Origin of the sequence: Micromonospora sp. NPDC049171 (assembly GCF_040648275.1) — a bacterium.
In the GTDB taxonomy this organism is placed as follows: domain Bacteria; phylum Actinomycetota; class Actinomycetes; order Mycobacteriales; family Micromonosporaceae; genus Micromonospora.
On record NZ_JBEZDJ010000018.1, the window covers coordinates 1 to 22,633 of the forward strand.

Here is a 22,633-nt window from a genome sequence, read left to right on the forward strand (position 1 = left end):
CTCACCACGTCCAGGCTGCGCGAGTGCTCATCCGCCAGCGGCTACCCACCAGGAGTCTGCCGCACCCACCAGCCAACTCCCAGAACTCATTAGGCGGCGCGGGTGGTGCATCGGTCGGCCGCCTGCCCGGGTCATCCAGCGGTACGAGCCGGTGCCGAGGGCCTCAGCCGCTGTGCGCCCGGTCCCGGAAGGTGGTCCGGTAGCTGTGCGGGGTGGCGCCCACCCGGCGGGTGAAGTGGTGGCGTAGCGCCGCGGCGTCGCCGAAGCCGCACTGGTCGGCGACGGCCTCCACGCTCAACGGGGTCTCTTCGAGCAGCCGCCGGGCGAGCAGCACCCGTTGGTTGGTGAGCCAGTCGTGTGGGGTGGTGCCGGTCTCGGCGCGGAACCGGCGGGCGAACGTGCGTGGTGCCATGCCGGCGCGGGCGGCCAACTCCTCCACGGTGGTCGTTCGGTCCAGGTGCCCCATCAGCCACTCCAGCACCGGCTCCAGGGTGGGGGCCTCGGGCGCCTTCGGGATGGGTGCCTCGACGTACTGGGACTGGCCGCCGTCGCGGTGCGGTGGGACCACCATCCGCCGGGCCAGCCGGGTCGCGGTGGCCGAGCCGTGCTCCTGGCGGATCAGGTGCAGGCAGGCGTCGATGCCGGCGGCCGTGCCGGCGCTGGTGAGCAGCCGGCCGTCCTGGACGTAGAGCGAGTTGCAGCGCACCCGGGCGCGTGGGTGCCGGCGTTGCAACTCGTCCACGTACCGCCAGTGGGTCGTGCACTCCCGATCGTCGAGCAGCCCGGCCTCGCCGAGCAGGAAGGCTCCGGAGCAGACGCTGAACAGGTGCGCTTCGCGGGCGTCGGCCCGCCGTAGCGCGTCGAGCACCGGGCTGGGGACGCTGGTGCCCTGGCTGTGCGCGGGAATGGCCACCAGGTCGGCCTCGTCGACCGGGCCGAGGTCGGCGTGCGGGGTGAGGTGGAAGCCGGACGAGGTACGCACCGGAGCGCCGTCCGGGCTGCACACCTGGAAGCGGTAGCCGGGAAAACCGTCGGCGGTCCGGTCGGTGCCGAACACCTCGGCGAGCACGCCGAGCTCGAAGGGGGCGACCTGGTCGAGGGCGAGAACGGCAACGGATCGGAGCATGTGACGAGGGTAACCCCAGTGGTGGCAGTAAATCGATGCTCAGTGGCATCACTGCCACTGTCCGATCGGGTCGAGTGGTCGGAGACTGGTGTCAGTCCGGTGCGCACCGGCGGCGAAACCGACAGCAATCATGCGAAAGCGGGCGCCGCCATGGAGTTCCTGTTCTTCCTCCTGTTCCTCGTCCTGCTCGTCGCCGCCTCGGCGGCCGGCCTCACCGCCGACAGTCACGATTCGGCCGACTGGAAGCCCAGCGACGGCGGTCGCCGCTGGCGGTCACGCACCAACTGATGCGATTAGCATCATTTGCCCAGAAAATCCCGGGCGGGACCGCGCCAAAAGGTGCGGCCCCGCCGACGGAGGCCATCCGACGTACGGCAGGCTAGGAGTCATGGCTGACGGCTCCTGGTACGACGCCGACATCGACCACGTGATCATTTCGGAGGCGCAGATCCGCGAGAAGACGGCGGAGCTGGCCAAGCAGGTCTCCGCCGACTACTCCCACGTGACTGACGGCCTGCTGCTGGTCTGCGTACTCAAGGGCGCGGTGATGTTCATGGCCGACTTCGCCCGGGCGCTGGGCCGCAACGGCCCCCCGGCCGAGCTCGACTTCATGGCCATCTCCTCGTACGGCCAGGGCACCACCTCGTCCGGGGTGGTCCGCATCCTCAAGGACCTGGACCGGGACATCGCCGGTCGGCACGTGGTGGTCGTCGAGGACATCGTCGACTCCGGGCTCACGCTCTCCTGGCTGCTGCGCTACCTGGAGTCCCGCTCCGCGGCGAGCGTCGAGGTCGTCGCGCTGTTCCGCAAGCCGGACGCGGTCAAGGTGCCGGTCCCGGTCAAGTACGTCGGCTTCGACATCCCCACCGAGTTCGTCGTCGGCTACGGCCTGGACTTCGGTGAGCGCTACCGGGAGCTGCCCTACGTCGGGGTGCTCAAGCCCGAGGTCTACGCCCGCTCCTGACGCCCGCCGCGACCCTCCGGGCGGGGCCCGGGGGAGCGTGAGGTCGACTCGCATCGGCACCCATCAAGCCGACGTTCAGCGCGCTCTCAGCTGTTGCGACTACCGTGGACCCGGTGGCCCGGAGGTTACTCCGCGCCCGACCCCTCTCGGCCGCTCGACCGGGCCGCCAGGCGGCCGGGCCGGACTCCCCGCCACGCCGGTTTCAGCCGGACCCGCCGTACGCGGGTCGCGGGGCTGGTGGGCCTGCCCACGGTGCGTGCCATCGATATCAAAGGTGCGCCCAGTGCGGGGCTCGCGAGCTCGCTCCTCGCGTACACGGTGTACCGTCGAATGACCGCGGCGCGGCAGTTTTCGCGCCTCGGGGGTCGAGGCCGCCCCGCATGGCAGCTCCGGCCGCCGCTCACCGCGGCGACACCAATCAGATGGTCAGGACGTCGATCAGGAGGATGCGGGCGCTCCGGCGCTCGACAACAGTATGGAACGTACGCGTTTCTTCCGCCGACCGGTGGTCTGGATCATCCTGGTCATCCTCGGCGCAGTTGTGCTCAGTCAGCTGTTCACCGCTGGTCCCAGCTACCACCGCGTGGACACTTCCGTTGCGCTCGATCAGCTCCACACCGCCAAGATCAACAAGGTGGTCTTCCAGGACAAGGAGCAGACGCTCCAACTGGACCTGGCCCAGAAGACCAAGTTCGGCAAGACCGAGACCAACAAGATCGAGGCTCAGTTCCCGTACCAGGTCGGCGACGAGATCTGGAACGAGGTGCTGGACGCCAAGGCGGCCAACCGCGTCACCGGTCCGGCCGACGCCAAGGTCTCCTCGGACAGCATCTGGGTGAGCCTGCTGGTCAACCTGCTGCCGATCGCGTTGCTCGTCCTCCTGCTGCTGTTCTTCATGTCGCAGATGCAGGGCGGCGGCTCCCGGGTGCTCAACTTCGGCAAGTCCAAGGCGAAGATGATCACCAAGGACACTCCGAAGACGACCTTCGCGGACGTCGCGGGTGCCGATGAGGCCGTGGAGGAGCTGCACGAGATCAAGGACTTCCTCCAGAACCCCGCGAAGTACCAGGCTCTGGGCGCCAAGATCCCGAAGGGTGTGCTGCTGTTCGGCCCACCCGGTACCGGCAAGACGCTGCTGGCCCGCGCGGTCGCTGGCGAGGCCGGGGTGCCGTTCTACTCGATCTCCGGCTCCGACTTCGTGGAGATGTTCGTCGGTGTCGGCGCCAGCCGAGTCCGCGACCTCTTCGAGCAGGCCAAGACCAACGCCCCGGCGATCGTCTTCGTCGACGAGATCGACGCCGTCGGCCGGCACCGTGGCGCCGGCATGGGCGGCGGTCACGACGAGCGCGAGCAGACGCTCAACCAACTGCTCGTCGAGATGGACGGCTTCGACACCAAGGGCGGGGTCATCCTGATCGCGGCCACCAACCGGCCGGACATCCTCGACCCCGCGCTGCTGCGCCCGGGCCGGTTCGACCGGCAGATCCCGGTGGACGCCCCCGACATGGAGGGCCGCAAGGCCGTCCTGCGGGTGCACGCCAAGGGCAAGCCGTTCACCCCCGACGTCGACCTCGACGCGGTGGCACGGCGCACCCCGGGCTTCAGCGGCGCCGACCTGGCCAACGTGATCAACGAGTCCGCGTTGCTCACCGCTCGCAAGGACCAGCGGGCGATCAGCAACGACTCGCTCGAAGAGTCGATCGACCGGGTGGTCGCCGGTCCGCAGCGTCGGACCCGCGTCATGAGCGACCAGGAAAAGAAGATCACCGCGTACCACGAGGGTGGCCACGCGCTTGTCGCCTGGGCGCTGCCGCACGCCGCACCGGTGCACAAGGTGACGATCCTGTCCCGTGGTCGCTCGCTGGGCCACACCCTGGTGCTCCCGACCGAAGACAAGTACACCCAGACCCGCGCCGAGATGATCGACACCCTGGCGTACGCGCTGGGCGGCCGGGCCGCCGAGGAGCTGGTCTTCCACGAGCCCACCACCGGTGCCGGCAACGACATCGAGAAGGCCACCCAGCTGGCCCGCGCGATGATCACCCAGTACGGCATGAGCTCCAAGCTCGGCGCGATCAAGTACGGCACCAGCGGGGACGAGCCGTTCCTCGGCCGCAACATGGGCCACGAGCGGGACTACTCCGACTCGGTGGCCGCCGAGATCGACGGCGAGATGCGGGCACTTGTCGAGCTGGCGCACGACGAGGCCTGGGAGATCTTGGTCGAATACCGGGACGTCCTGGACAACATCGTGCTCGAGCTGATGGAGAAGGAAACCCTCTCCACGGCCGACATGGCGCGGATCTGCTCCCGGGTGGTCAAGCGCCCGCCGCTGGCGCCGTACAACGGCTTCGGTAAGCGCCAGCCCTCCACCGAGCCGCCCGTGCTCACCCCTGCGGAGAAGGACAAGCTCAAGGCGCAGGCCCAGGCCGACGGCGCGCAGGCGTCCGTCGGTGGCGGGGCGCCGTCCAACAACTCGGACGGTACGCACTGAGCGACGACTCGACGGCCAGCTCCCCCCACCGGGAGCTGGCCGTCTCCGCGACCGAGCCCGACGGCGACGACGGGCTGGACTACGTTGCCGCCCGGTTGATCAGCGGCCGGTTGACCGGCCGTCCCGTCGAGGACGCCGTCGACCTGGGCCGCATCGAGAAGGCCGTCCGGGAGATCCTCATCGCGGTCGGCGAGGACCCGGACCGCGACGGGCTCCAGCAGACCCCGGCCCGGGTCGCCCGCGCGTACGCCGAACTCTTCGCCGGCCTGCGCGTCGACCCGGCCCAGGTGCTCAAGACCACCTTCGAGGCCAACCACGAAGAGCTGGTGATCGTCCGGGACATCGACGTGATGAGCCTCTGCGAGCACCACCTGCTGCCGTTCCGCGGCAGCGCGCACATCGGCTACATCCCGGGCCCGGACGGGCGGATCACCGGCCTGTCCAAGCTGGCCCGGTTGGTCGAGGTATTCGCCCGCCGGCCCCAGGTGCAGGAGCGGCTCACCTCGCAGGTCGCCGACCTGCTGATGGACAAACTCGCCCCACGCGGCGTCGTCGTCGTGCTCGAGTGCGAGCACATGTGCATGGCGATGCGCGGCATCCAGAAATCCGGTGCCCAGACCATCACGTCAGCGGTGCGCGGCGTCCTGCAGTCGGACTCCAAGTCCCGTGCCGAGGCGATGGCGTTGATCATTCCCCGCTGACGTTCCGGTGCACGACGGCCGGCCGACCCCTTCCAGGGGCGGCCGGCCACTGCGTTCCGGCCCGTCCCCGGCGGATGCGTCTGCCTGCCGTCCCCGGCCAGCCGGGCGGTGCGTCCGGCTTGTCCCCGGCGAGCCGGGCGGTGCGTCCGGCCTGTCCCAGGCGAGCCGGCGGATCAGCCGGCGAGCAGGACCAGCAGCAGGCCTGCCGTTACCAGCACCGCCGGCACCAGGCACACCAGCGCGCCGAAGCGCACCGTCCGGTCCAGTCGCTCGGCGGGGCTCACGCGGAACAACCGCCCAATGCCCACCCAGCCGGCGACGAACGCGACAGCCGGCATCGGCAACCCACAGATCAACGCGGACACACTTGCCGCTCCCACTCCTGTCGCCGCGTACACCGCGATCTGGATCAGCGGCACCACCAGCGCGAACGGCCCGTACACCAGCAGGTTGCGCAGCCGCGCGGGCCAGGACCCCGGTCGGAACCGGCGCCGCGCGGCCAGGGCCGCGTCGGCCGCCTCGGCCCGGCCCCGCGCGACCCGCAGCGCCGCCAGCACGGCCGCCGGGCCGCCCGCCATCGACCGGGACGCCTCGCTCAGCTCCGGCGGCGACGGCACCAGGGAAATCGCTGGTACGCCCAGCTCACGCAGCCGTTCCTGCTGGCTCGCCAGCCCGGTACGGACCACCGTCAACTCCTCCCGGGCGGTCTCCGCCGACCGGGCCTGCTCGCCGGCGGCGGCAGCCGCACTGCGGCGTACCCCGTCCAGTTGGCGGGCCGCGGCCAGGTATTCCGCCCAGGCCGAGCTGGGCTCGACCGTCGCCTGCGTGGCGTCCTCGTTCGCCGCGGGGACCCGCTGCCGCCCCGGCCCGGTCACCGTCGCCTTCGGACCCATCTCGACACCCCCTGCCCGCGCCACCGGATCACCCGGCCTCGTCGGCGAACGGCACCAGGACCGTGCCCCGCTCGTCCGGACCGTCCCAGAGCACCGCCCGGTCGGGCCGGCCCCGCCACTCCACCGCCCGCCCGAAGACCGCGGTGAGCTGCGCGACCGGCACGTCCAGCACGACCACGGCGGCCAGCTTGTCGATCTCGCCAGCTGGTTCGAGCAGTGCGGCGAACGGGGGCACCGCACGCCACCAGCCCAGCAGGTGCCGGCCCGTCGGCGGCCCGTCCCGCAGCAGCGCACGAAGCCGGTCCACCGGCAACTCCCGCGGGCCCGGCCGGTCCAGACCGAAGACCACCAAATACGTCGGCAGGTCGTCGGCCGGATCCGCGAGCAGCGTCGGCACATCCACCAGCTCCGCCGAATGCCGGATCGCCAGCTCCGCGGTCAACGCCTCCGCCAGTGCCCGGGCGCCCGGGTCCGGTGCCGCCACCAGGAAACGGGCGGTGCCCGGCGCATGATGGTCCGCGGTGCTGCGAGCTGCCGTCGCCAACAGCCCGCCCGCCGCCGCACCCGATCCGAGCACCGCGAGATTGCGGCCCGCGGCCGGCCCCAACGGTACGGCGACCGTCGAACGGGCCACGTCCACTGCGCGGCCCAGCAGGGCGGCCGGCCCGTGCGACTGCCCCGCCAACGCGGCCCGGTGCCGCGGATCGTTGCCGAGCAGAGGGCGGGCGTACCCGGCGAAGACGACCGGCGGCACCGACCCGGCCGGACGGGCCTCCCACAGCTCGTGCCGAAGCCCTTCCACCACCTGCGGGTGATCCTGCGGATCGGGGTGCCGAATCAGCCGTTCGTGACCTCGGATCGCGCCCCGGGGGCCGCCGAGCCCGCCGGCAGTGTTCACCACCGCACTGCCCACCGGCAGGCCCGCGGCCGAGTCGTTCGTCGGCTCCAGCACCGGACTGCCGCCCGGCAGCGCCACCCGCACCGGAAACTGCCCGAGCACCGAATCCCGATGCCCCTTCTCCGCGCGGGCACTCAACCCCAGCTCGCCCGCACCGGCCAACACCAGGTGCACGCCGTATGCCCGTCCGGCCCGAGCCAGCCCGTCCAACTGGGCGGCCACCTCGGCGGCCAGCCGGTCCTCCTCGGCGAAGAGCAGCGGCACATTATCCAACACGCACACGATCCGGGGCAGCGGCTGATGCTGACGCAGCTCGGCGAAGCGTTGGCCGCCGGCCCGCGCCCCAGCCTCCGCCCTACGCTGCACCTCGGCCGTCAACTCGTCGAGCAGGTCCCGCACGTACTCCCGATCGGCGGCCATCGCCGCCGCACGCACCTGCGGAATCCACGACCGGTCCCGCTCGGTCTGCAGAAACTCCACGAACGACTCACCGTCGCCGAGATCCACCAGGTAGAGCATCAGCTCGTCCGGGCCGTAACGGGCGGCGAGCCCAAGCATCGCGGTGGTCAGGAACGCCGCGCGACCCGCCGCGGACCGCCCACTGACCAGCCAGTGCGGGGTCAGCTCGGTGAAGCCCAGCGGCACCGACCGCCCGCCGGCATCACCAACCGTGGTGGTCAGCCCGTCCGTGGATTCCGACTCCCACAGCCGGTCACCCGTCGGCGGCAGCAACGCCGCCAACCCCAACCGCGAGCCGGCCTCCACCTGCTCGGCAAGCCGCCGACAGACCGCGTCGACCAGGTCAGCCGGTGGGTCCGACTCCACGAAGACCGGTGAGTTCAATCCGCCCGGCGGATCCGCCCCCGGACCGGCAAAGGACGCCGACGGCGGGTCACCGAGCAGCGCGTACGAGTTGCGCAGCGCCAGCGGTGTGCTGTGCGGCAGCGGTGCCCGAACCGCGTGCGGACCGGCCGGAGGCCAGCCCGCCACCATCAGGTGCAGGCCGGCGGCAGGCCCCTGCTCGGCCAGCGCCTCGATCCGCGCCAGATCGGTCGGGCCGGTCGACTCCGGCAGAGCGGCGAACACGAGCAACAGCGTGCGGTCGTGGCGGCGTCGCCCACTCGCCCCCGGCGTGATCCACTGCTCCGCCTCCGTCAGCACCGCACGCAGACCCGCCACATCCACCGCCGGCGGCGGCAGCAGGCCAGCATCAGCGAGCGCTCCGAACGGGGTCAGCGCGGCACCCGTGGCATCCACCGCGCGAATCAACAACGCGCCCGCCGGCGTCGCGGCCAACAACCGCAGGAGTACGGATCGGAGCAAGCCGGCCACCCGTGGCTCCCGAGCGTCGGCGTCCACACTCAGGTGACCCGTGCCGACAAGTGGCACCAACGCGGGAAAGCGGGCGTCGTCCAACGGTGCCGCCGTGCCGACCCGGACGAACGGCGGCGGGCCGTCACCCGCCGGCGAGTCCACGGTGAGGGAATCCAACGCGGCGCCCGACCAGCCCGGGGCCAACCGCGCGGCGACCGCCCGAAGGCGATCGGCAAGCTCGTACTGGCGGCGCTGGTCGGCAGGGGCCGGCCGCGTCTCGTCCAGGATCCCGGCGGCAGCGGTCGCGACAGCCGCCGCCCGGCGATGCAGAGCCGCGGCGCGGTTCGTGCGTGACTTCGGACCGGCCACCGCGTCCACCCCCTCTGCCCGAGGTTGGCAACCCCTCCCCGAGCAGAGACGGTATCCCAGTCGAGGCTGCTCCTCCGGGAGGTGCCACGGCGCTGCGCCGGTGATGTCGTGGATCTCACCGATGGGTAGGGGTCCGTCACGATCCGCTGGATCTGAGGCATTGGCTCCGGGCCGTCCAGCCGATAACGTCAGGAGGTGGAATCAGTGCAGCCCCCCGCCGGTTCCCAGGTCTCCCGCGTACCGGCCCAGCGGACACCACCCGAGCAGCTGCCGCCCGCCCCAGGGCCGCCAGAGTCGCAGCCGCCGCGCCGCCGAATGCGCACGGTGCTCACGGTCGTCGCCGGGGTGCTCGCGCTGCTCTGCCTCGGCGGGCTCGTCACGGGCCTCGTTCTCTACCACCGCGCATCCGCCCCGGACCGCAGCGCGCCCGACGTGGTGGTGGACAACTATCTGCGTGCGTTTCTCGTGGACCGAAACGACGCGCGAGCAAACCTCTTCACCTGCGAGGGCGAGCCACAGTTGGAGTCGCTTCGCTCGCTGCGGGCCGACCTGCTTACCCGTGAGCAGGAACTTAACGTCACAATCTTGGTCAGCTGGGGCAGCCTCGACGTCAAGGACGAAGGTGATACGGCTGCCGTCGCGACGGTAATCCGCCGCAGCGCCACTGTCGATGGTATTCAACAGAGCCTGACCGACACGTGGCAGTTCGACGTTAGGAAACAGGAAGACTGGCGGGTCTGTGGGGGCGTCAAAGTAGGTTGACCCTATTCAACCCACAGCAGATGGATTGGAACCTCCAGCGTGGTGGGTGACTGGCCGCGCCAGGCCCAGCGGTACCACTCCGCCTCCGGCGTGATCCGGACGCAGATATCCCCCTCGGCACCGGAGTAGGTTTCGGTGACCGCTCGCAGATCGCGGTGCTCAAACCCGCCCTCGACGTGCACCACCCGACGGCCGGTGACGGCGTCAGCCTCGAACACGGGTGTCGGGGTCCGGTGTGCCGGGCCGTCCAGCGACACCAACCGGATGCCGGTGTCCCGAGAACGGTCCTCCGCTGCCCGGTCACCGACCGCTTCCACCCAGACCCGCTCCACCGGCACCAATGGCGCGAACACCTCGACCTGGTCGGCTTCGGCCCGGTACCACTCGTGCTCGGGGATCACCGGCACATAGGTCCGGGCGCTCTGGACCACCCGGTCGTCCGCGCGCAGGTCACCACGCCAGCCCAACCCCGGCAGCCCGACCAGCACCCGTTGTCCGCGCAACTCGACCCGCTCTGTCGCGGGAACGATGGCCAACGGCCGAGGTGGCCGGGGCGCCCAGTCGGGCTGATCGGCGAACGGGTCCGGCAACGGTCCGGTCATGTCCGTGGTGGCTTACTCAGCGCCGCGCAGCGGGGCGCCACGCTGGCGCATGAACGGGACCGGGTTCACCGCGCCTGAGGCGTGGCGGTTGTTGCGCAGGTGTACTTCGAAATGCAGGTGCGGGCCGGAGGAATTGCCGCTGCTGCCGACCTTTCCGATCACCTCGCCGGCCGCCACCATCTGACCTAGGTCGACGAAGGGCTGAACCACCATGTGGCAGTACCGGGTGATGTAACCACCGGCGTGCAGCAGGTCGACGTACCAGCCACAGCCCTTCTTGCCGGGGAACCCGTCCACGTCGCAGTCCTGCCGGCCACGGTAGTCCTCATCGCAGGTGGAGACCAGCACACGACCAGCCGCTGCGGCCCGGATCTCGGTGCCCTTGGCCGCGCCGATGTCGACGCCGTCGTGGCCGGGTCGGCTCGCGGTGCGGAAACCGGAGCCGACCTTCCCAGGAATCGGTGCGGTCCAGCCGGAGGCCGCGATCTGGCCGTGCTCGGCCGCGTCGCAGACCGCCTTACCGTTGATCTCGACGGTGCGGGCCGCCCCGCCGGCCAGAGCGTCGACGAGCTTGCTGGCCAACTCCTCGTGCTTGGCGTACGCGTCCGGATAGGCGCTGACCTGCACCTGCTGCGCCACCACGGTCAGCGGCCGGCGTTGCCAGCCCCGCACCTTGCCGAGCTTCTCGTAGAACTTGCGAGCCGTGTACGCGGGCGTCATCCGCTCCGCGATGGAGCCCCACCCCGGCCGCTGCTGAAAAAGGCCCAGCGAGTCGTGGTCGGCCCCGACGCCCTCGTGCGGCAGGGCCAGCGAGGCCGGAACGTCGCTGTTCGCCAGGTTGCGCAGGGCGGACTCCTGCATCGCGGTGGCCAGGGCGATCACCCACCCTCGCGAGGGCATCCCCAGATCCTGGCCGACCTTGATGATGATCGCGGCGTTGCGGACCTGGGCGTCGCCGTACTCGCTGAACCTCGGCAACTCGCCGGCGATGTCCACCGGGCGGACTGGGCCACACCCCTTACCCGCCAGGGTGTCACCGTTCTCCGCGTCGCCACCGAGCCCACTGAGGAAGAACGCCGCGGTGCCACCGGTGCAGCAGAGCAGGAGCAGCACCCCGGTGACCATCGTGGCGATCACTCCGATGCGCAGTGGTCGGCGAAGGACACCCCCGCTTCCGGCGACGCTCATAGCCGCTCCCAATCCACCACATCGACCAACCAGCCGTCCTTCGCGGCGACCAACTCCAGCCGGAGCCGACCGGTGTCCAACGGCAGCAACACCTCGACGAACGTCTCGGTGCGTGCCCGCACGTCCGGTGGCCCGGTGACCTCCTCGGCCGGGACCCCGGCGGGGTCGGCGCCGGACAGCTTTTCGGTCAGCGCCGGCGTCGACAACGGCCGCAGGCCGGCCTGCCACTGGTCGGCGACCATACCGGGCCGGCCGAGCCAGGCCCTGGCGAACCGGTCGGCGGTCTGCTCGGGTGTGCGGGCGCCCACGGGAGTGAACGGCGACGGCGGAGCCTCGGTGGACGTCACCCCGTCGTCACCGGCCGTCGGGTCCACGGTGGTGATCGGCCGCTCCGGCCGGTTACTGAGCCCGTCCGCGGGATCGGGCGGGCCCGAGACCAGGCGGGCAGCCCCGATCACACCGAGGATGAGCACTGCGATCACCAGCGCCACCCCCAGTCGGGACCGTAGCGCCCGGGTGAAGAGGAACTCCAGGGCCCGTCGCATCGCCGTCACCGGGCCTCTGAGCGCACCCGCGGTCCGGCGCGGTCTGGCGCACGCTCCGTGGAGCCTGGCCGGTAGACCACGAACGACGGGTTCTCGGCCGGCACGTCCGGTTCGGTCCAGGTCGCCGGCTGCCGACGCCGAGGCTGGGGCGGGACTTGACTTCTCCTGGCGCCGGTCTCCGCGCTGGTGGCCTCGTCGGCGCGCTCCCGGCCGTCCGGGCGTGCGTTGCCGGGACGCTGGGCCTCCAACGGCGCGGTTGGCGTCGACACCGGGTCCTCCCTGCGCGCCTCCGGGCGCAGCCGGGTCTGCTCGGCGTCCGGCGACCGACGACGTCCACCCGCCGGCTCAGCCGTGCCGCCGGGCTCGACCACGTCGAGCCGCGCCGCGACACGCATGTCCCGGAAGAAACGACGGTGCCAGGAGCCGGCCGAGCTGACCGCCTCGCTGCTGTCCTTGCCGCCGAGCTGGGTGATCCGCCGGTACGGGCGCAGCAACAGCCAGCCGACCACCCCACAGAGCCAGACCAGCACCACCTGAAGCCAACCGGGCAGGGTGGGCGTGCTCATGATCAGATCGACCGCAAACAGGTAGATCGCGGCCCCGGTGCCGAAGATGGCGATGTTGAAGACTGCGGCGACCACGGCGTTCGCCAAGCGCCGCAGCCCGGCGCTGGCCGGCCGGAGCAGGCCGACCGTGCCCAGGATGGGTGCCGCGATAACCGCCCACCGGAAGATCAGGAAGCCCAGCAGGACCAGCAGCGACGCGGTCAGATCGAACATGGCGAAGAGCACCGAGGCCAGCACGGCGATGAACCCCGCCCCGACCCGGTCCATGTCGCGTACTCCCTGGAGGTATTCGTAGGCCTCCGGGTCCTCGGTCTGGATCTGCTGGGCCACCCGAGCCCACTGCTGCTGCTTCGCTTTGATCGTTGGTTCGCGGGTGGCCGGGTTGGCACGCAGCTTTCCGACCTCGTCCCAGGACAGCGACTTGGCGTCGTAGAGCGCCGGCCCATACTTGCGAGCGGTTTCACTGTCGGCCGAGCCGAGCACTCCCCGTACCCAGTTCCGATAGAGCATGGTCTCGGTCGCGGTATCGCTGGCTCGGACGGCAGGAGTCCTGAGGTCTTTGCACCGGTCAGAATCGATGCATCGCCCGGGCGCCGGTTCCCTTGCCTGCGGGCCGACGGCGTCGTGCACCACCCCGAGACTGGTGACGAGTGCACCGTCGGCGACATTTGCTGACTTGACCGGCCAGGCGGCCAGCGCCGTGACCGCGACCATAACCAGCAGAGCCCAACCCGCTGTGGTCATCGCGTTGCTCATGTCCGACTGGCGGGAGCGCCAGAGGAGGTACAGCCCCACTACGCAAAGGGTGACGATCCCGAAGACGCTGAATACCTTCTCGTATACGGCCTTGGTTGCTTGCTCCACCAGCGGGTCGGCCCATCCCCACATCGAACCGGGATCCCAGGCACGCTCTCTGAGTGCGTTCGATGCGCCGATGATGGCCGTAGCGGCCATGAACTCGCCGTTCGCGATCGTGGTGGTGAACTTATAGTCCGGATGAAGCACGCTCGACGCGCATCCACCCTCGATGTCGTAGGTGTTGTAGCTGTAGCCCGCGTATCCATAGAGGCTGTAGCGACCTGCTACTCCATTTGCCGCCTCTGTTGGTGGCGCGGCGGCGAACCAGCCGGCGAGTCCGGAGTCCGGCGTACCCGGGGTCGGCGCGTTGCGGCACTTGACCTCGTCCTCGCTGACCGCTTGCAACTTGCCCACGCAGGCGCGGAAGTCGGCCTGCCATTCGGCGGTCGTGCAGAGGTCGGCGCGGGCCTGGGCGACGGGCGGTGCGGCGACTGCGGTCCCCCCGCCGAGCAGCGGCCAGGTGACGGTGGCCCCGGCCAGTACGCCGAGGGCGAGCAGGAACGACGCGATCCTTGCCCAAGCCCTCGCCATGTCACGCCTCCAGGTCTGGCAGGGGAATGCTCGGCAGCACTCCGGCCGCTGCGGCGATCGCGGCGGGCGTCGTGTCGAGGTGGTCCAGCAGCCCTTCGACGTACGAGACGTCGACGCGGACCTTCTGCACTCGGCCGTCGACGTCACGCATCACGAACTCGCGGAAGCCGAGGCGGCTGGACGAGCTGGTGTCGGCGGCGGAGAGTGCGGCGAGGGTGGCTTCGTATCCGTCGTTGACCGGCACCCGCAGCAGCCGCAGCGCTTCGGAGGCGATCTCGGCGTCCTCGGCGATCCGGCCGACGAAGACGGTGGAGACCAGGTTTTGCACGTCGAGGCCGAGGATGTCGCGGGGGTTCTGCGAGGCGACCAGCGCGGCGAGGTTCCATTTGCGGGAGTCTCGGGCGAGCCGGACCAGGAAGGAGCGCCCGGATCGCCAGCCCTCCATGAAGTGGGCCTCGTCCAGGCCGACGAGTTTGCGCGACGACATCGACCCGCCGTAGCAGCGGCGGACGGCGAGCCGGTGTGCGGTGTGCAGCATTGGCAGCGCCAGGGCCTCCTCGGCCGACCAGTACTCCCGTTCGATCTTCAGGTCGGGCAACCGCAGGCCGGCCATGGTGATCACGGTGAGTGCGGCGTCGGCGCCGAGCAGCCCCTCCGGTGGCCGGCCGAAGAACAGCATCGCCAGGGGCATCTCGGCGGTGTCCAGCAGGAGGTTGGCCAGCTCCTTGCCGGCGTCGTCGTCGAGACGGCCGAGGCAGCTCACCACGTCGTCCAGGGTGGACGTCTCCTCGGCGGGAACCTGACGGACCGCGTGCCGGAACAGGGTGGCGGTTGACGCTTCCCGGGCCACCTGCGGCGGCACGAGCATCATGCAGATGTCCTGGACCAGCATCCGCCGCTCGGCTCGGGCGTTGGAGACGGCGATCTCGAACTCGCGGTCACCGGAGGCCCCGGTGCCGAACTCGCTGCGCAGCGGCGTCGGGATAAGCGAGTAGGGGGCCAGGGTGCCGTGTTCCGAGCCGGTCAGGTTCAACACCCGGGAGTACGGTCGCAGCTCGGGCATCGCGCACAGTCGGGCCAGCGGCCCGGACGGGTCGAGCAGGGTCACCTGGACACCTCGGCGGGCGGCCAGGTAGCCCAGTGCGCCGAGCAGGGTCGACTTGCCACCGCCCGGTTCGGCGACGAAGACCGCGAGCCCGGAGCGTTCCCGGACCTCCATGGGGAAGTGCAGGTCGAGAAAGACCGGGCGGCGGCAGGTGCCGGCGGTCCGGCCGATCAGGTCACCCCGCCGGTCGCCCACGTTCGAGGCGGCCTGGGGAAGCGCGGCGGCGAGCAACGGCACCGGCATGCGGCGGACGTAGCCGGTGTTGGCGATCGGCTCGCCGGGGATGAACTCGCGGGCCAGCCAGTCCTGGTTCTTCGGGTGCTGCAGGGAGATGCGCAGCTCCCGGGAGTAGAGCTGGATGAGCCGGCGGGCGCGCTCCAGACACTCTTCCCTGGTCCGGCCGCCGACGGCGATTCGGTGCCAGCCGTGTGCACGGGCCGAGTCGACCGGCAGGCCGGTGGTCATCTCGTCGCCGATCACCAGCGCGCGCTTGGCCAGCCGCTCCAGCTCCGGGGGTGCGTCGATGCCGTGCTCGGCGTAGTCGAGTTGCTGCGAGCGGATCATCCGCAGCCGGTGTTCGAGATTGCGGAAGGAGTCGCCGGAGCCGAGGATGTCGACGCGGGTGGAGATCTCCATCGGCCAGGGCAGCCGCTCGTGGAAGTGCAGCCAGGGCTCGTGCCGCTCGGGAATCTCCAGTGGCTCCATCCGGCCCACGGCGAGCACGGCGACGTGCCGTTCCTCGCCGGTCATCCGGTTGACGAGTTTCACCGTCGAGCCGTACGGGGTGCGGTAGCGCTCGACCTGTTCGGTGAGGGCGAGCAGGTCACCGCGCTCCCAGCGCCCGTCGGTGACCGGGGAGAGCGTGCCGGGCGGTGCCATGCACAGCGCCACCGAGCGGTAGAGGAGCCACTCCAACTCCTGGGCGGTGACCCGCCGGCCGCGCATGCCGAACGCGCCGAGCACCTCGTCGAACTGCTCCACGGTGCGGCCCAGCTTGCGGCGTTCGCCCTCGGCGGTGCCCCGGCCGAAGGTGCGTAGCAGGCGTTCGGTGAGCGAGTCGCCGAGGGAGCGCCGGGCGAAGGTGACGCCCAGGTAGGTCTGCCCCTCGGCGTGGTTGACAGCCATCAGGTGCCGCTGGGCGGCGACCAGGTGATCGGCCCAACTGGTGGTGCCGGGCACGTCGGCGAGGGGTGCGTGGGTGTGTGCGTCGATGGTGCGCGCCCACTCGTCGGCGGGGAACGGCCGGGTGGTGCGGCGCAGGTGCAGCCGGAAGCCCGCCAGGCCGGCGTACTGCTCGGAGATGGCCGACAGCAGCGCTTCCCGCTCGGCGTCCGGCCGGAATGCCCAGCGGACCTCGGGCAGCCAATACCAGGCGGTGACGGTGTTGGGGGTGAAGGTCAGGTGGCCGGCGATCTCGGTGATGGCCAGCTCGACCGACGGGTCCCGATCCCCGAACTTGATCTTCGGGGCGCGGACCCGGGTTGGCTTGGTGGGTCGGTCCGGTCGGCTGGCGGCGCGCTGCCGGGGCGGGGCGATCTCCCGCCCGCTCGGCTCGGTGCCGGAGTCCTCGGGTCGGTCCGAGTCGGTGGCGCGGCGTCCCGTGCCCTCCAGCGCCGGCCGGTCCGTGCGGCCGGCGCTGGGCGGCTGCTCGGCCGGGGCCGGTTGAGCTGCCGGTCGGCCGGACTGGGGTGCTGGCCGGCTGAGTGGCGCGGCCGTGGAGCGGCTGCCCGGCGTGGTGCTCGCCGGGCCGCTGCCCGGACCGGTGCCCGCCGGTGGTCTGACCGGACCGGTGCTCGCCGGTGGTCTGACCGGACCGGTGCTCGCCGGTGGTGTGGTGGGGGCGGGGTCGGGCTCATCCGACGGACGGAGCATCGGCAGCCGATCGCCGGCCTGGTGCGGCACCCGGGACTCGCTGGCCGGGTGGCCGCCGCCGTGTCGTGGCTCGACGGACCGGCGGCCGCTGCGGGGCTGGTCGTCGGGCGTCCACGGTGGTTCGAGCTCGGGAACCGGGCGGGCCGGTGCCGGGCTGGCCGTCGGCGGCTGGGCCGGGATCGCCGGCTGCTCCCGGGTGCCCGGGCCGGCCGGCAGGGCTCGCGCGGCGTTGGGTCGTGCCCCGCCGAACAGGTCCAGGAAGGGGGAGTCGATGTCGGCGTTCTCGCCGGCCGAGACCGCACTGGGCTCGGCGGGTGGTGTCCGGCGGGGGACCGGCCGGGGTGCCTGGAACACACCCACCGCGCCGTGGCCGGGCGACGTCACCAGCGCGGGATCGAGCGCCACCTCGTCCTCGTCTTCGGCGTAGTCGAACGATTGCGCACGGTGACCGGCCGGCACGGCCGAGTGGCCGGCCGGGGGACCCGGCGTGGACGAGCGACTCATACGACAGCCCTCGAAACCGGCGGAAGGCTGGCCAGCCTGCGGCGGGCCCGAACGACGACCGGCGGCGTTGCGGTTTCGTCCGGATACGACACCGGTATCCGGACGAAACCGTGCCTTGCCGGATCGCCGCCCGGGCTCCGCCTCGGCTCGACCGCCCTGATGAAACAGGCCCTGCCCGCGTCGTGCCACGGACCGATCGGCGTACGCCCGGTCATGCCAGCTCCTCCCGGATCCTGATCCGGCTGCCGACCAGGCGCGGGTCGCGCTGCTCGATCGCCGGCTCCCGAGTGCGTCGCCAGTCGGTCAGCGCGGTGCGGATGACCACCCGCGCCGGCCGGTCGGGGTCGACGTGCCGGAAGATGAACGACGTGGTCACGATGGCGAGCGCGATCTCCCAGGCCGGGAAGAGCTCGACCGTCAACGTGAACAGCCAGTGGATGAACATGTAGAGGGGAACCAGGAGCATGAAGAGCCCGTACTGGGCGTAGGGCAGGTGGACCGGAAGGGTGTAACCGGGCGGCCCGAGGTAGACCAGGCGGGCCCGGTAGATGTCGTCGTCGGTGCGCAGCCGCATCTGGTGAACGCGCCTATTCGAAGATCAGGTCGATCAGGTAATCGCCGACGAAGAAGAGTGTTGCCGCGCCGGCGATGAAGGCGAGCCCGACGATCGCGATCGCGGAGCTGGTCAGCACCTTGGAGATCTCGCCCCGGCTGGCCCGGCCGATGAAGATGACGCCCAGGACGGCCAGCAGGATCGGCGCGATCTTGCTGGCGAAGAAGGTGACCACACTGTTGGTGTCGATCCCCTTCGGTGCCGGCTCGGCGAGCGGAGTCGACGCCAGGGTGGAGAGCGCGTGGGCGACGCCGGACGACGCCGTCTCCATGAGCTCGAAGGCGATCACTGGAACCTCCCCATAGCGCGGCCGGCGGTGCCGCGGCGGTGCAAAAGGCGAGCCTGGCGGAAATCTGCTCCACAGGGCGCAGCGTTCTTGACCCTGCGTTCGTTACTCACCACGTAGCGTGGCGAGGTTTGGGCGGATTTTTCCCGCTTCGGCCCTCCCTCCAAGCTTCGCCATCTCGATGCTGGCCAATTCCAAAGCGTACGGGCCGCCCCGGATTGCGACAAGCCGCGAAGAGGCTGCCCGATGCTGCCCGGATGACCGATCGTACACCTGTTCTAATCAGCACGTCAGGGTTGGTCGGGGGAGCCGACCCGGGTCGATTGGCGCCGCCGCCGCGACCGGTACCGTCTAGTGGTGACCGATCTGGTGCGGGCCTCGGGCCCGGTGGTGATGGGCGTCCTCAACGTCACACCGGACTCCTTCTCCGACGGCGGACGGTACGCCGACCTCGACTCGGCCGTCGGACACGGCGTCCGTCTGCGCGACGCCGGTGCACACCTGGTCGACATCGGCGGTGAGTCGACCCGGCCGGGTGCCGAGCGCATCGACGCCGCGACCGAGGTGGCCCGGGTATTGCCGGTCATCCGCGAGCTGACCGCCGCCGGGGTGGCGGTCAGCATCGACACCAGCCGCGCCCGGGTGGCGGAGGCCGCCCTGACCGCCGGGGCGGCGGTGGTCAACGACGTCTCCGGTGGGTTGGCCGACCCGGACATGGCCCGCGTGGTCCGCGACGCGCACTGCCCCTGGGTGTTGATGCACTGGCGTGGCCACTCCCGCGCGATGCGCGAGCTGGCCCACTACACCGACGTGGTGGCCGACGTTCGGGCCGAGCTGGCCCAACGGATCGACGCGGCGCTGGCCGCCGGGGTGGCCGCTGATCGGATCATCGTCGACCCGGGGCTCGGTTTCGCCAAGACCGCCGCGCACAACTGGGAACTCAGCGCCCGTCTGCCGGAGTTGCTGGATCTCGGTTGCCCGCTGCTCTTCGGGGCCAGCCGCAAGTCGTACCTCGGCGGGTTGCTCGCGGCCCCGGACGGCACCCCACGACCGACCGCCCAGCGGGAGGCGGCCACGGTGGCCACCAGCGTGCTCGCGGTCGCCGCGGGAGCCTGGGGCGTCCGCGTGCACGACGTGCGGGCCACCGCCGACGCCCTGGCGGTCTGGGTCGCGACCGGCAGCCCGCGCCTGGCCGTGCCGCCGCACGACAAGGAGCGGGCACGACACGATCACGAGCAGGAGGTACGGCGATGACGACCGACCGGATCCAGCTGACCGGCCTGCGGGCCCACGGCCGACACGGGGTGTACGACTTCGAGCGGGCCCAGGGACAGGACTTCGTGGTCGACGCCGTCCTCGAAATGGACCTGGCTCCGGCGGCGGCCAGCGACGACGTCACCGACACCGTCCACTACGGCGAGTTGGCCGAACGCCTGGTCGCGGTGGTGACCGGCGAGCCGGTGAACCTGATCGAGACGCTGGCCGATCGACTCCTCGCGGTCTGCCTGGCCGACGGGCGGGTGGGCACCGCCACGATCACCGTGCACAAGCCGGAGGCCCCGGTGCCGCACACGTTCACCGACGTGGCCGTCACCATGACCCGGACGCGGGCCCAGTGACCAGGGCGGTGCTGTCGCTCGGCAGCAACCTGGGCGACCGGCTGGGCCACCTGCGCACGGCGGTCACGTCGTTCGGCGACGCCGTACTCGTGCTCTCCGGGGTGTACGAGACTCCACCGTGGGGCGACGCCGACCAGCCCGCGTACCTCAACGCGGTGCTGCTCGCCCAGGACGCGACGGCGACTCCGCGCGACTGGCTGGAGCGGGCCCGCGCCGCGGAGCGCGCGGCCGGCCGGGTGCGTGACCCGCAGCGGCGGTTCGGGCCGCGCACCCTCGACGTGGACGTGATCGCGGTCTGGGGCGACGACGACGAGCCGGTGCTCAGCGACGACGACGAGCTGACCCTGCCGCACCCCCGGGCGCACCTGCGCGCCTTCGTGCTGCGGCCGTGGATCGACATCCAGCCGTACGGTCGGCTGCCCGGTCACGGCTGGTTGACTGACCTGCTCACCACCGGCCCCGCGGCGGCCGACGCGCTGGAACTGCGTCCCCGGCCGGAGTTGGCGTTAGAGTCGACGTCATGACCGAGCGGAGTCGGCCGGCATGACGCAGGCGAAGTCCCCACCACCGGGCGGGTCCGACCCGGATCGGTCCCGGATGGGCCCCACCCGGATCTCGACACTGGTCGTGGCCGCCCTGGCCGCGGCGGCGGTGGCCTGGCTGCTGATCAGCTCCCTCTACTACAGCGGCATCCCCCGGCTGCCCTGGCTGCCGGTGGTGACGCTGGCCGGGCTGGCCGTGCTGGAGGCGTACGCCGCGATCAACACCCGGGGCCGGATCGAGCGCAAGCCCGGTCGGGACGCGGTCAACCCACTGCTGGTCGCCCGTTTCGTGGTGTTGGCCAAGGCGTCGGCGCTGGCCGCGGCCATCTTCGCCGGCTTCTACGCGGGGCTCGCCGGCTGGCTCTTCCTGGAGACCACCCGCGCCGCCCTGGACGATCGTCCGGCCGCCGGCGGGGGCCTGCTCGCCTCGCTGGCTCTGGTGGGTGCCGCGCTGTGGTTGGAGCGCTCCTGCCGGGTGCCGGAACGCCCGGACGACGAACGCGACCAGGACCCACGCGAGAGCCGTCCCGGCCAGCGCTGAGCAGGGGGTTACGCCCGGCTCCGGGCGCGGGTACGGTGCCTGCGATCGGAGAGCAAGGGCCGCCCACGGTCCGTCCGCGCGCCGGACCGGGGACGGCCGGGCCACTGGGAGGCGGCGTCATGGGGTACGAAGAAGCGGGCCGGGAGCGCTCGGCCGAGCCCTCGTCCGGGGTGCCCGCCGCCGTTCTGGAGAACGTCTTCGACGACCCCACCCACGGTGAGCCCGGCCGGGACCGGATCGGCGTGCAGCTGGGCTGGGAGTTCGTGCTGCTGGCCGGGCTGGCCGCCCTGGGCTGGCTGCTCTGGCGGGAGGATCAGGCCGCCCTGCGCGCCGACAACCTGCGCGCGTTGCTCGTCGACGCGGTCGGGTTGGGGTTGCTCGCCCTGGCCGCCGGGCTGAGTCTGCGTACCGCGGCACCGAACCTGGCCGTCGGGCCGGTCGCGGTCGCCACCGCCCTGCACTACGCCGAGCAGGGTGACCGGGGTCTGCCGGCGTCGGTCGGCCCGGCGGTGGCGGTCGCCGCGCTGGGTGGGCTCGCGCTGGCGTTGGTCGTGGTGGTGCTGCACGTGCCGGCGTGGGCCGCCAGCCTGGCCGGTGCGGCGGGTGTGGTGGTGTTCATCGAACGCCGTTCGGCGCCCGTGCTGGTGCAGGGCGACTACGACCCGGGGCGCAGCGCCGGATACCTCTTCGCCGGCTTCGCGGCGGTGGCCGTCCTCGGCGGGCTGTTCGGCGCGATCCGGGCGATTCGCCGGCTGGTCAGCCGGTATCGGCCGGTCGCCGACCCGGCCCGTCGGCGGGGCGCGGTCGCCGCCGTGGTCGCCGGGGCCGCGCTCGTCGGCTCCACCGTGCTGGCCGCCCTCGCCGGTGTGCTGATCGCGGCCAACGACCCTGGGCCGGTGGCACCCACCTCGGGGCTGGACTGGACGGTCCTGGCGATCGGGGTGGCCCTGCTCGCCGGCACCAGCGCGTACGGCCGCCGGGGCGGCGTGTTCGGCGTGGTGCTGGCGGTCAGCCTGGTCACCGTTTTCCGGGCGTACGCGCCGGAGCGGGGCTGGACGCTGAGCACCTGGGCGGTCGGCGGCGCCGTGTTGGGCGCCGGGCTGCTGGTCACCCGGCTCGTCGAGACGTTCGGTCGGCCCCGACCCGGCAGCACCGACAAACCCGAACCGGTCGCCGACGGCACGATCAGCACGGGTTGGACCATGCCGCAGTCGCAGTCGGTCGACAACTGGCCTCCGACGCTGCCGACGCCGGCCGCGCCGCAACCGGTCGACCCGTGGCGGGATCCGCGCTGGGAGGACGGCCCGCGTCGGTGGGACGTCGACGAGCGGTGACCACGGTGGCGTCCGCTGAGCCGGAGCTGATCTCGACCGTTAGGCTCGGCGACATGACCGACACACCTGCCGCCGCCCCCGGCGGAACCTCGTTCGCCGAGCTTGACGCGCTGTCCACCGAGGAGCTGCGGGAGCGGGCGTTCGCCCTGGCCCGGGAGCGTCGCGACGTCAAGTTCTACTGGTCGGTGCTGCGGCACCTGCCGAACGCGGACGAGGCCACGGTGCTGGACGGTGCACCGAACTCGATCGGCCCGACCATCGACGAGGCCAACGCGCTGTGGCGGGAGCTGACCGGTCACGGTTACGAGGAGTCCGCGCCGCTGCTGCGGGCCGCCTTCATCGACTACCTGCTGAAGCACTGAGCCGCGCGGGGCAGCCCAGGTCCGCCCGAACGACAGGTTCGGGG

The 22,633-nt window shown here is 71.7% G+C and carries 21 protein-coding genes; 11 read left to right on the forward strand and 10 right to left on the reverse strand.

Features of this window, described 5'->3' with window-relative positions:
• Positions 1-163: 163 nt before the first annotated feature.
• The gene (locus tag AB0B14_RS22340; RefSeq protein WP_357523954.1) at positions 164-1,126 is read right to left on the reverse strand and encodes a helix-turn-helix domain-containing protein; all 963 of its coding nucleotides are present in this window, start codon (positions 1,124-1,126) and stop codon (positions 164-166) included.
• Positions 1,127-1,225: 99 nt separating this feature from the next.
• Here AB0B14_RS22340 and AB0B14_RS22345 point away from each other — a divergent pair, with 99 nt between their 5' ends.
• The 4 genes from AB0B14_RS22345 (at position 1,226) to folE (ending at position 5,285) form a co-directional block, all read left to right on the forward strand.
• Positions 1,226-1,414 (forward strand): hypothetical protein, encoded by a 189-nt coding sequence (locus tag AB0B14_RS22345; protein ID WP_357524120.1) that lies wholly within the window; start codon positions 1,226-1,228, stop codon positions 1,412-1,414.
• Between the two features lie 100 nt (positions 1,415-1,514).
• The gene (gene hpt, locus AB0B14_RS22350) at positions 1,515-2,090 is read left to right on the forward strand and encodes a hypoxanthine phosphoribosyltransferase (protein ID WP_179781302.1); all 576 of its coding nucleotides are present in this window, start codon (positions 1,515-1,517) and stop codon (positions 2,088-2,090) included.
• Positions 2,091-2,565: 475 nt separating this feature from the next.
• Positions 2,566-4,584, forward strand: coding sequence for an ATP-dependent zinc metalloprotease FtsH (ftsH, locus tag AB0B14_RS22355; RefSeq protein WP_357067907.1), 2,019 nt, complete (start codon positions 2,566-2,568; stop codon positions 4,582-4,584).
• A gap of 35 nt (positions 4,585-4,619) precedes the next feature.
• Positions 4,620-5,285, forward strand: a complete 666-nt coding sequence (gene folE, locus AB0B14_RS22360) for a GTP cyclohydrolase I FolE (RefSeq protein ID WP_357524106.1) — start codon at positions 4,620-4,622, stop codon at positions 5,283-5,285.
• A 173-nt stretch (positions 5,286-5,458) separates the two neighbouring features.
• On the opposite strand, the gene AB0B14_RS22365 is transcribed toward folE, so the two are convergent.
• Together AB0B14_RS22365 and AB0B14_RS22370 are read right to left on the reverse strand one after the other, a co-directional pair.
• On the reverse strand, positions 5,459-6,178 hold the full coding sequence (locus tag AB0B14_RS22365; protein ID WP_357067909.1) for a hypothetical protein: 720 nt from the start codon (positions 6,176-6,178) through the stop codon (positions 5,459-5,461).
• 28 nt (positions 6,179-6,206) lie between these two features.
• Positions 6,207-8,768, reverse strand: a complete 2,562-nt coding sequence (locus AB0B14_RS22370) for an FtsK/SpoIIIE domain-containing protein (protein ID WP_357523956.1) — start codon at positions 8,766-8,768, stop codon at positions 6,207-6,209.
• Between the two features lie 195 nt (positions 8,769-8,963).
• On the opposite strand from AB0B14_RS22370, the gene AB0B14_RS22375 reads away from it, so the two are divergent.
• Positions 8,964-9,521: a hypothetical protein gene (locus AB0B14_RS22375; protein ID WP_357524108.1), complete on the forward strand. Its 558-nt coding sequence runs from the start codon at positions 8,964-8,966 to the stop codon at positions 9,519-9,521.
• Positions 9,522-9,523: 2 nt separating this feature from the next.
• Here AB0B14_RS22375 and AB0B14_RS22380 read toward each other — a convergent pair whose 3' ends face one another.
• From AB0B14_RS22380 to AB0B14_RS22410, 7 genes are all read right to left on the reverse strand, one after another.
• Positions 9,524-10,123, reverse strand: a complete 600-nt coding sequence (locus AB0B14_RS22380) for a hypothetical protein (RefSeq protein ID WP_357523958.1) — start codon at positions 10,121-10,123, stop codon at positions 9,524-9,526.
• 12 nt (positions 10,124-10,135) lie between these two features.
• Entirely contained in the window at positions 10,136-11,311 is a 1,176-nt protein-coding gene (locus AB0B14_RS22385; RefSeq protein ID WP_357523960.1) for a M23 family metallopeptidase, read from the reverse strand.
• Positions 11,308-11,865: a hypothetical protein gene (locus AB0B14_RS22390; protein WP_357523962.1), complete on the reverse strand. Its 558-nt coding sequence runs from the start codon at positions 11,863-11,865 to the stop codon at positions 11,308-11,310. The genes AB0B14_RS22385 and AB0B14_RS22390 overlap by 4 nt, the downstream gene beginning before the upstream one ends.
• Positions 11,862-13,811 (reverse strand): MFS transporter, encoded by a 1,950-nt coding sequence (locus AB0B14_RS22395; RefSeq protein ID WP_357523964.1) that lies wholly within the window; start codon positions 13,809-13,811, stop codon positions 11,862-11,864. Before AB0B14_RS22395 ends, AB0B14_RS22390 begins: the two co-directional genes overlap by 4 nt.
• A gap of 1 nt (position 13,812) precedes the next feature.
• Complete coding sequence (locus AB0B14_RS22400; protein ID WP_357067921.1) at positions 13,813-17,292, reverse strand: ATP-binding protein; 3,480 nt, start codon at positions 17,290-17,292, stop codon at positions 13,813-13,815.
• Between the two features lie 211 nt (positions 17,293-17,503).
• Entirely contained in the window at positions 17,504-17,866 is a 363-nt protein-coding gene (locus AB0B14_RS22405; protein WP_007466101.1) for a hypothetical protein, read from the reverse strand.
• A gap of 13 nt (positions 17,867-17,879) precedes the next feature.
• Positions 17,880-18,194, reverse strand: coding sequence for a hypothetical protein (locus AB0B14_RS22410; protein WP_074315118.1), 315 nt, complete (start codon positions 18,192-18,194; stop codon positions 17,880-17,882).
• A gap of 354 nt (positions 18,195-18,548) precedes the next feature.
• Here AB0B14_RS22410 and folP point away from each other — a divergent pair, with 354 nt between their 5' ends.
• The 6 genes from folP (at position 18,549) to AB0B14_RS22440 (ending at position 22,589) form a co-directional block, all read left to right on the forward strand.
• Positions 18,549-19,445 carry a dihydropteroate synthase gene (gene folP, locus AB0B14_RS22415; RefSeq protein WP_357523966.1) on the forward strand — a complete coding sequence of 299 codons (897 nt, stop codon included), beginning with the start codon at positions 18,549-18,551 and terminating at the stop codon, positions 19,443-19,445.
• Positions 19,442-19,810: a dihydroneopterin aldolase gene (folB, locus tag AB0B14_RS22420; RefSeq protein WP_357067925.1), complete on the forward strand. Its 369-nt coding sequence runs from the start codon at positions 19,442-19,444 to the stop codon at positions 19,808-19,810. Before folP ends, folB begins: the two co-directional genes overlap by 4 nt.
• Entirely contained in the window at positions 19,807-20,334 is a 528-nt protein-coding gene (gene folK / locus AB0B14_RS22425) for a 2-amino-4-hydroxy-6-hydroxymethyldihydropteridine diphosphokinase (protein WP_357067927.1), read from the forward strand. The genes folB and folK overlap by 4 nt, the downstream gene beginning before the upstream one ends.
• A 19-nt stretch (positions 20,335-20,353) precedes the next feature.
• Positions 20,354-20,893 (forward strand): DUF3180 domain-containing protein, encoded by a 540-nt coding sequence (locus tag AB0B14_RS22430; RefSeq protein WP_357523968.1) that lies wholly within the window; start codon positions 20,354-20,356, stop codon positions 20,891-20,893.
• 119 nt (positions 20,894-21,012) lie between these two features.
• The gene (locus tag AB0B14_RS22435) at positions 21,013-22,227 is read left to right on the forward strand and encodes an ABC transporter permease (RefSeq protein ID WP_357523970.1); all 1,215 of its coding nucleotides are present in this window, start codon (positions 21,013-21,015) and stop codon (positions 22,225-22,227) included.
• Positions 22,228-22,280: 53 nt separating this feature from the next.
• A complete protein-coding gene (locus tag AB0B14_RS22440; RefSeq protein WP_030489956.1) occupies positions 22,281-22,589 on the forward strand; it encodes a hypothetical protein in 309 nt (102 codons plus the stop codon).
• The last annotated feature ends 44 nt before the right edge of the window (positions 22,590-22,633 follow it).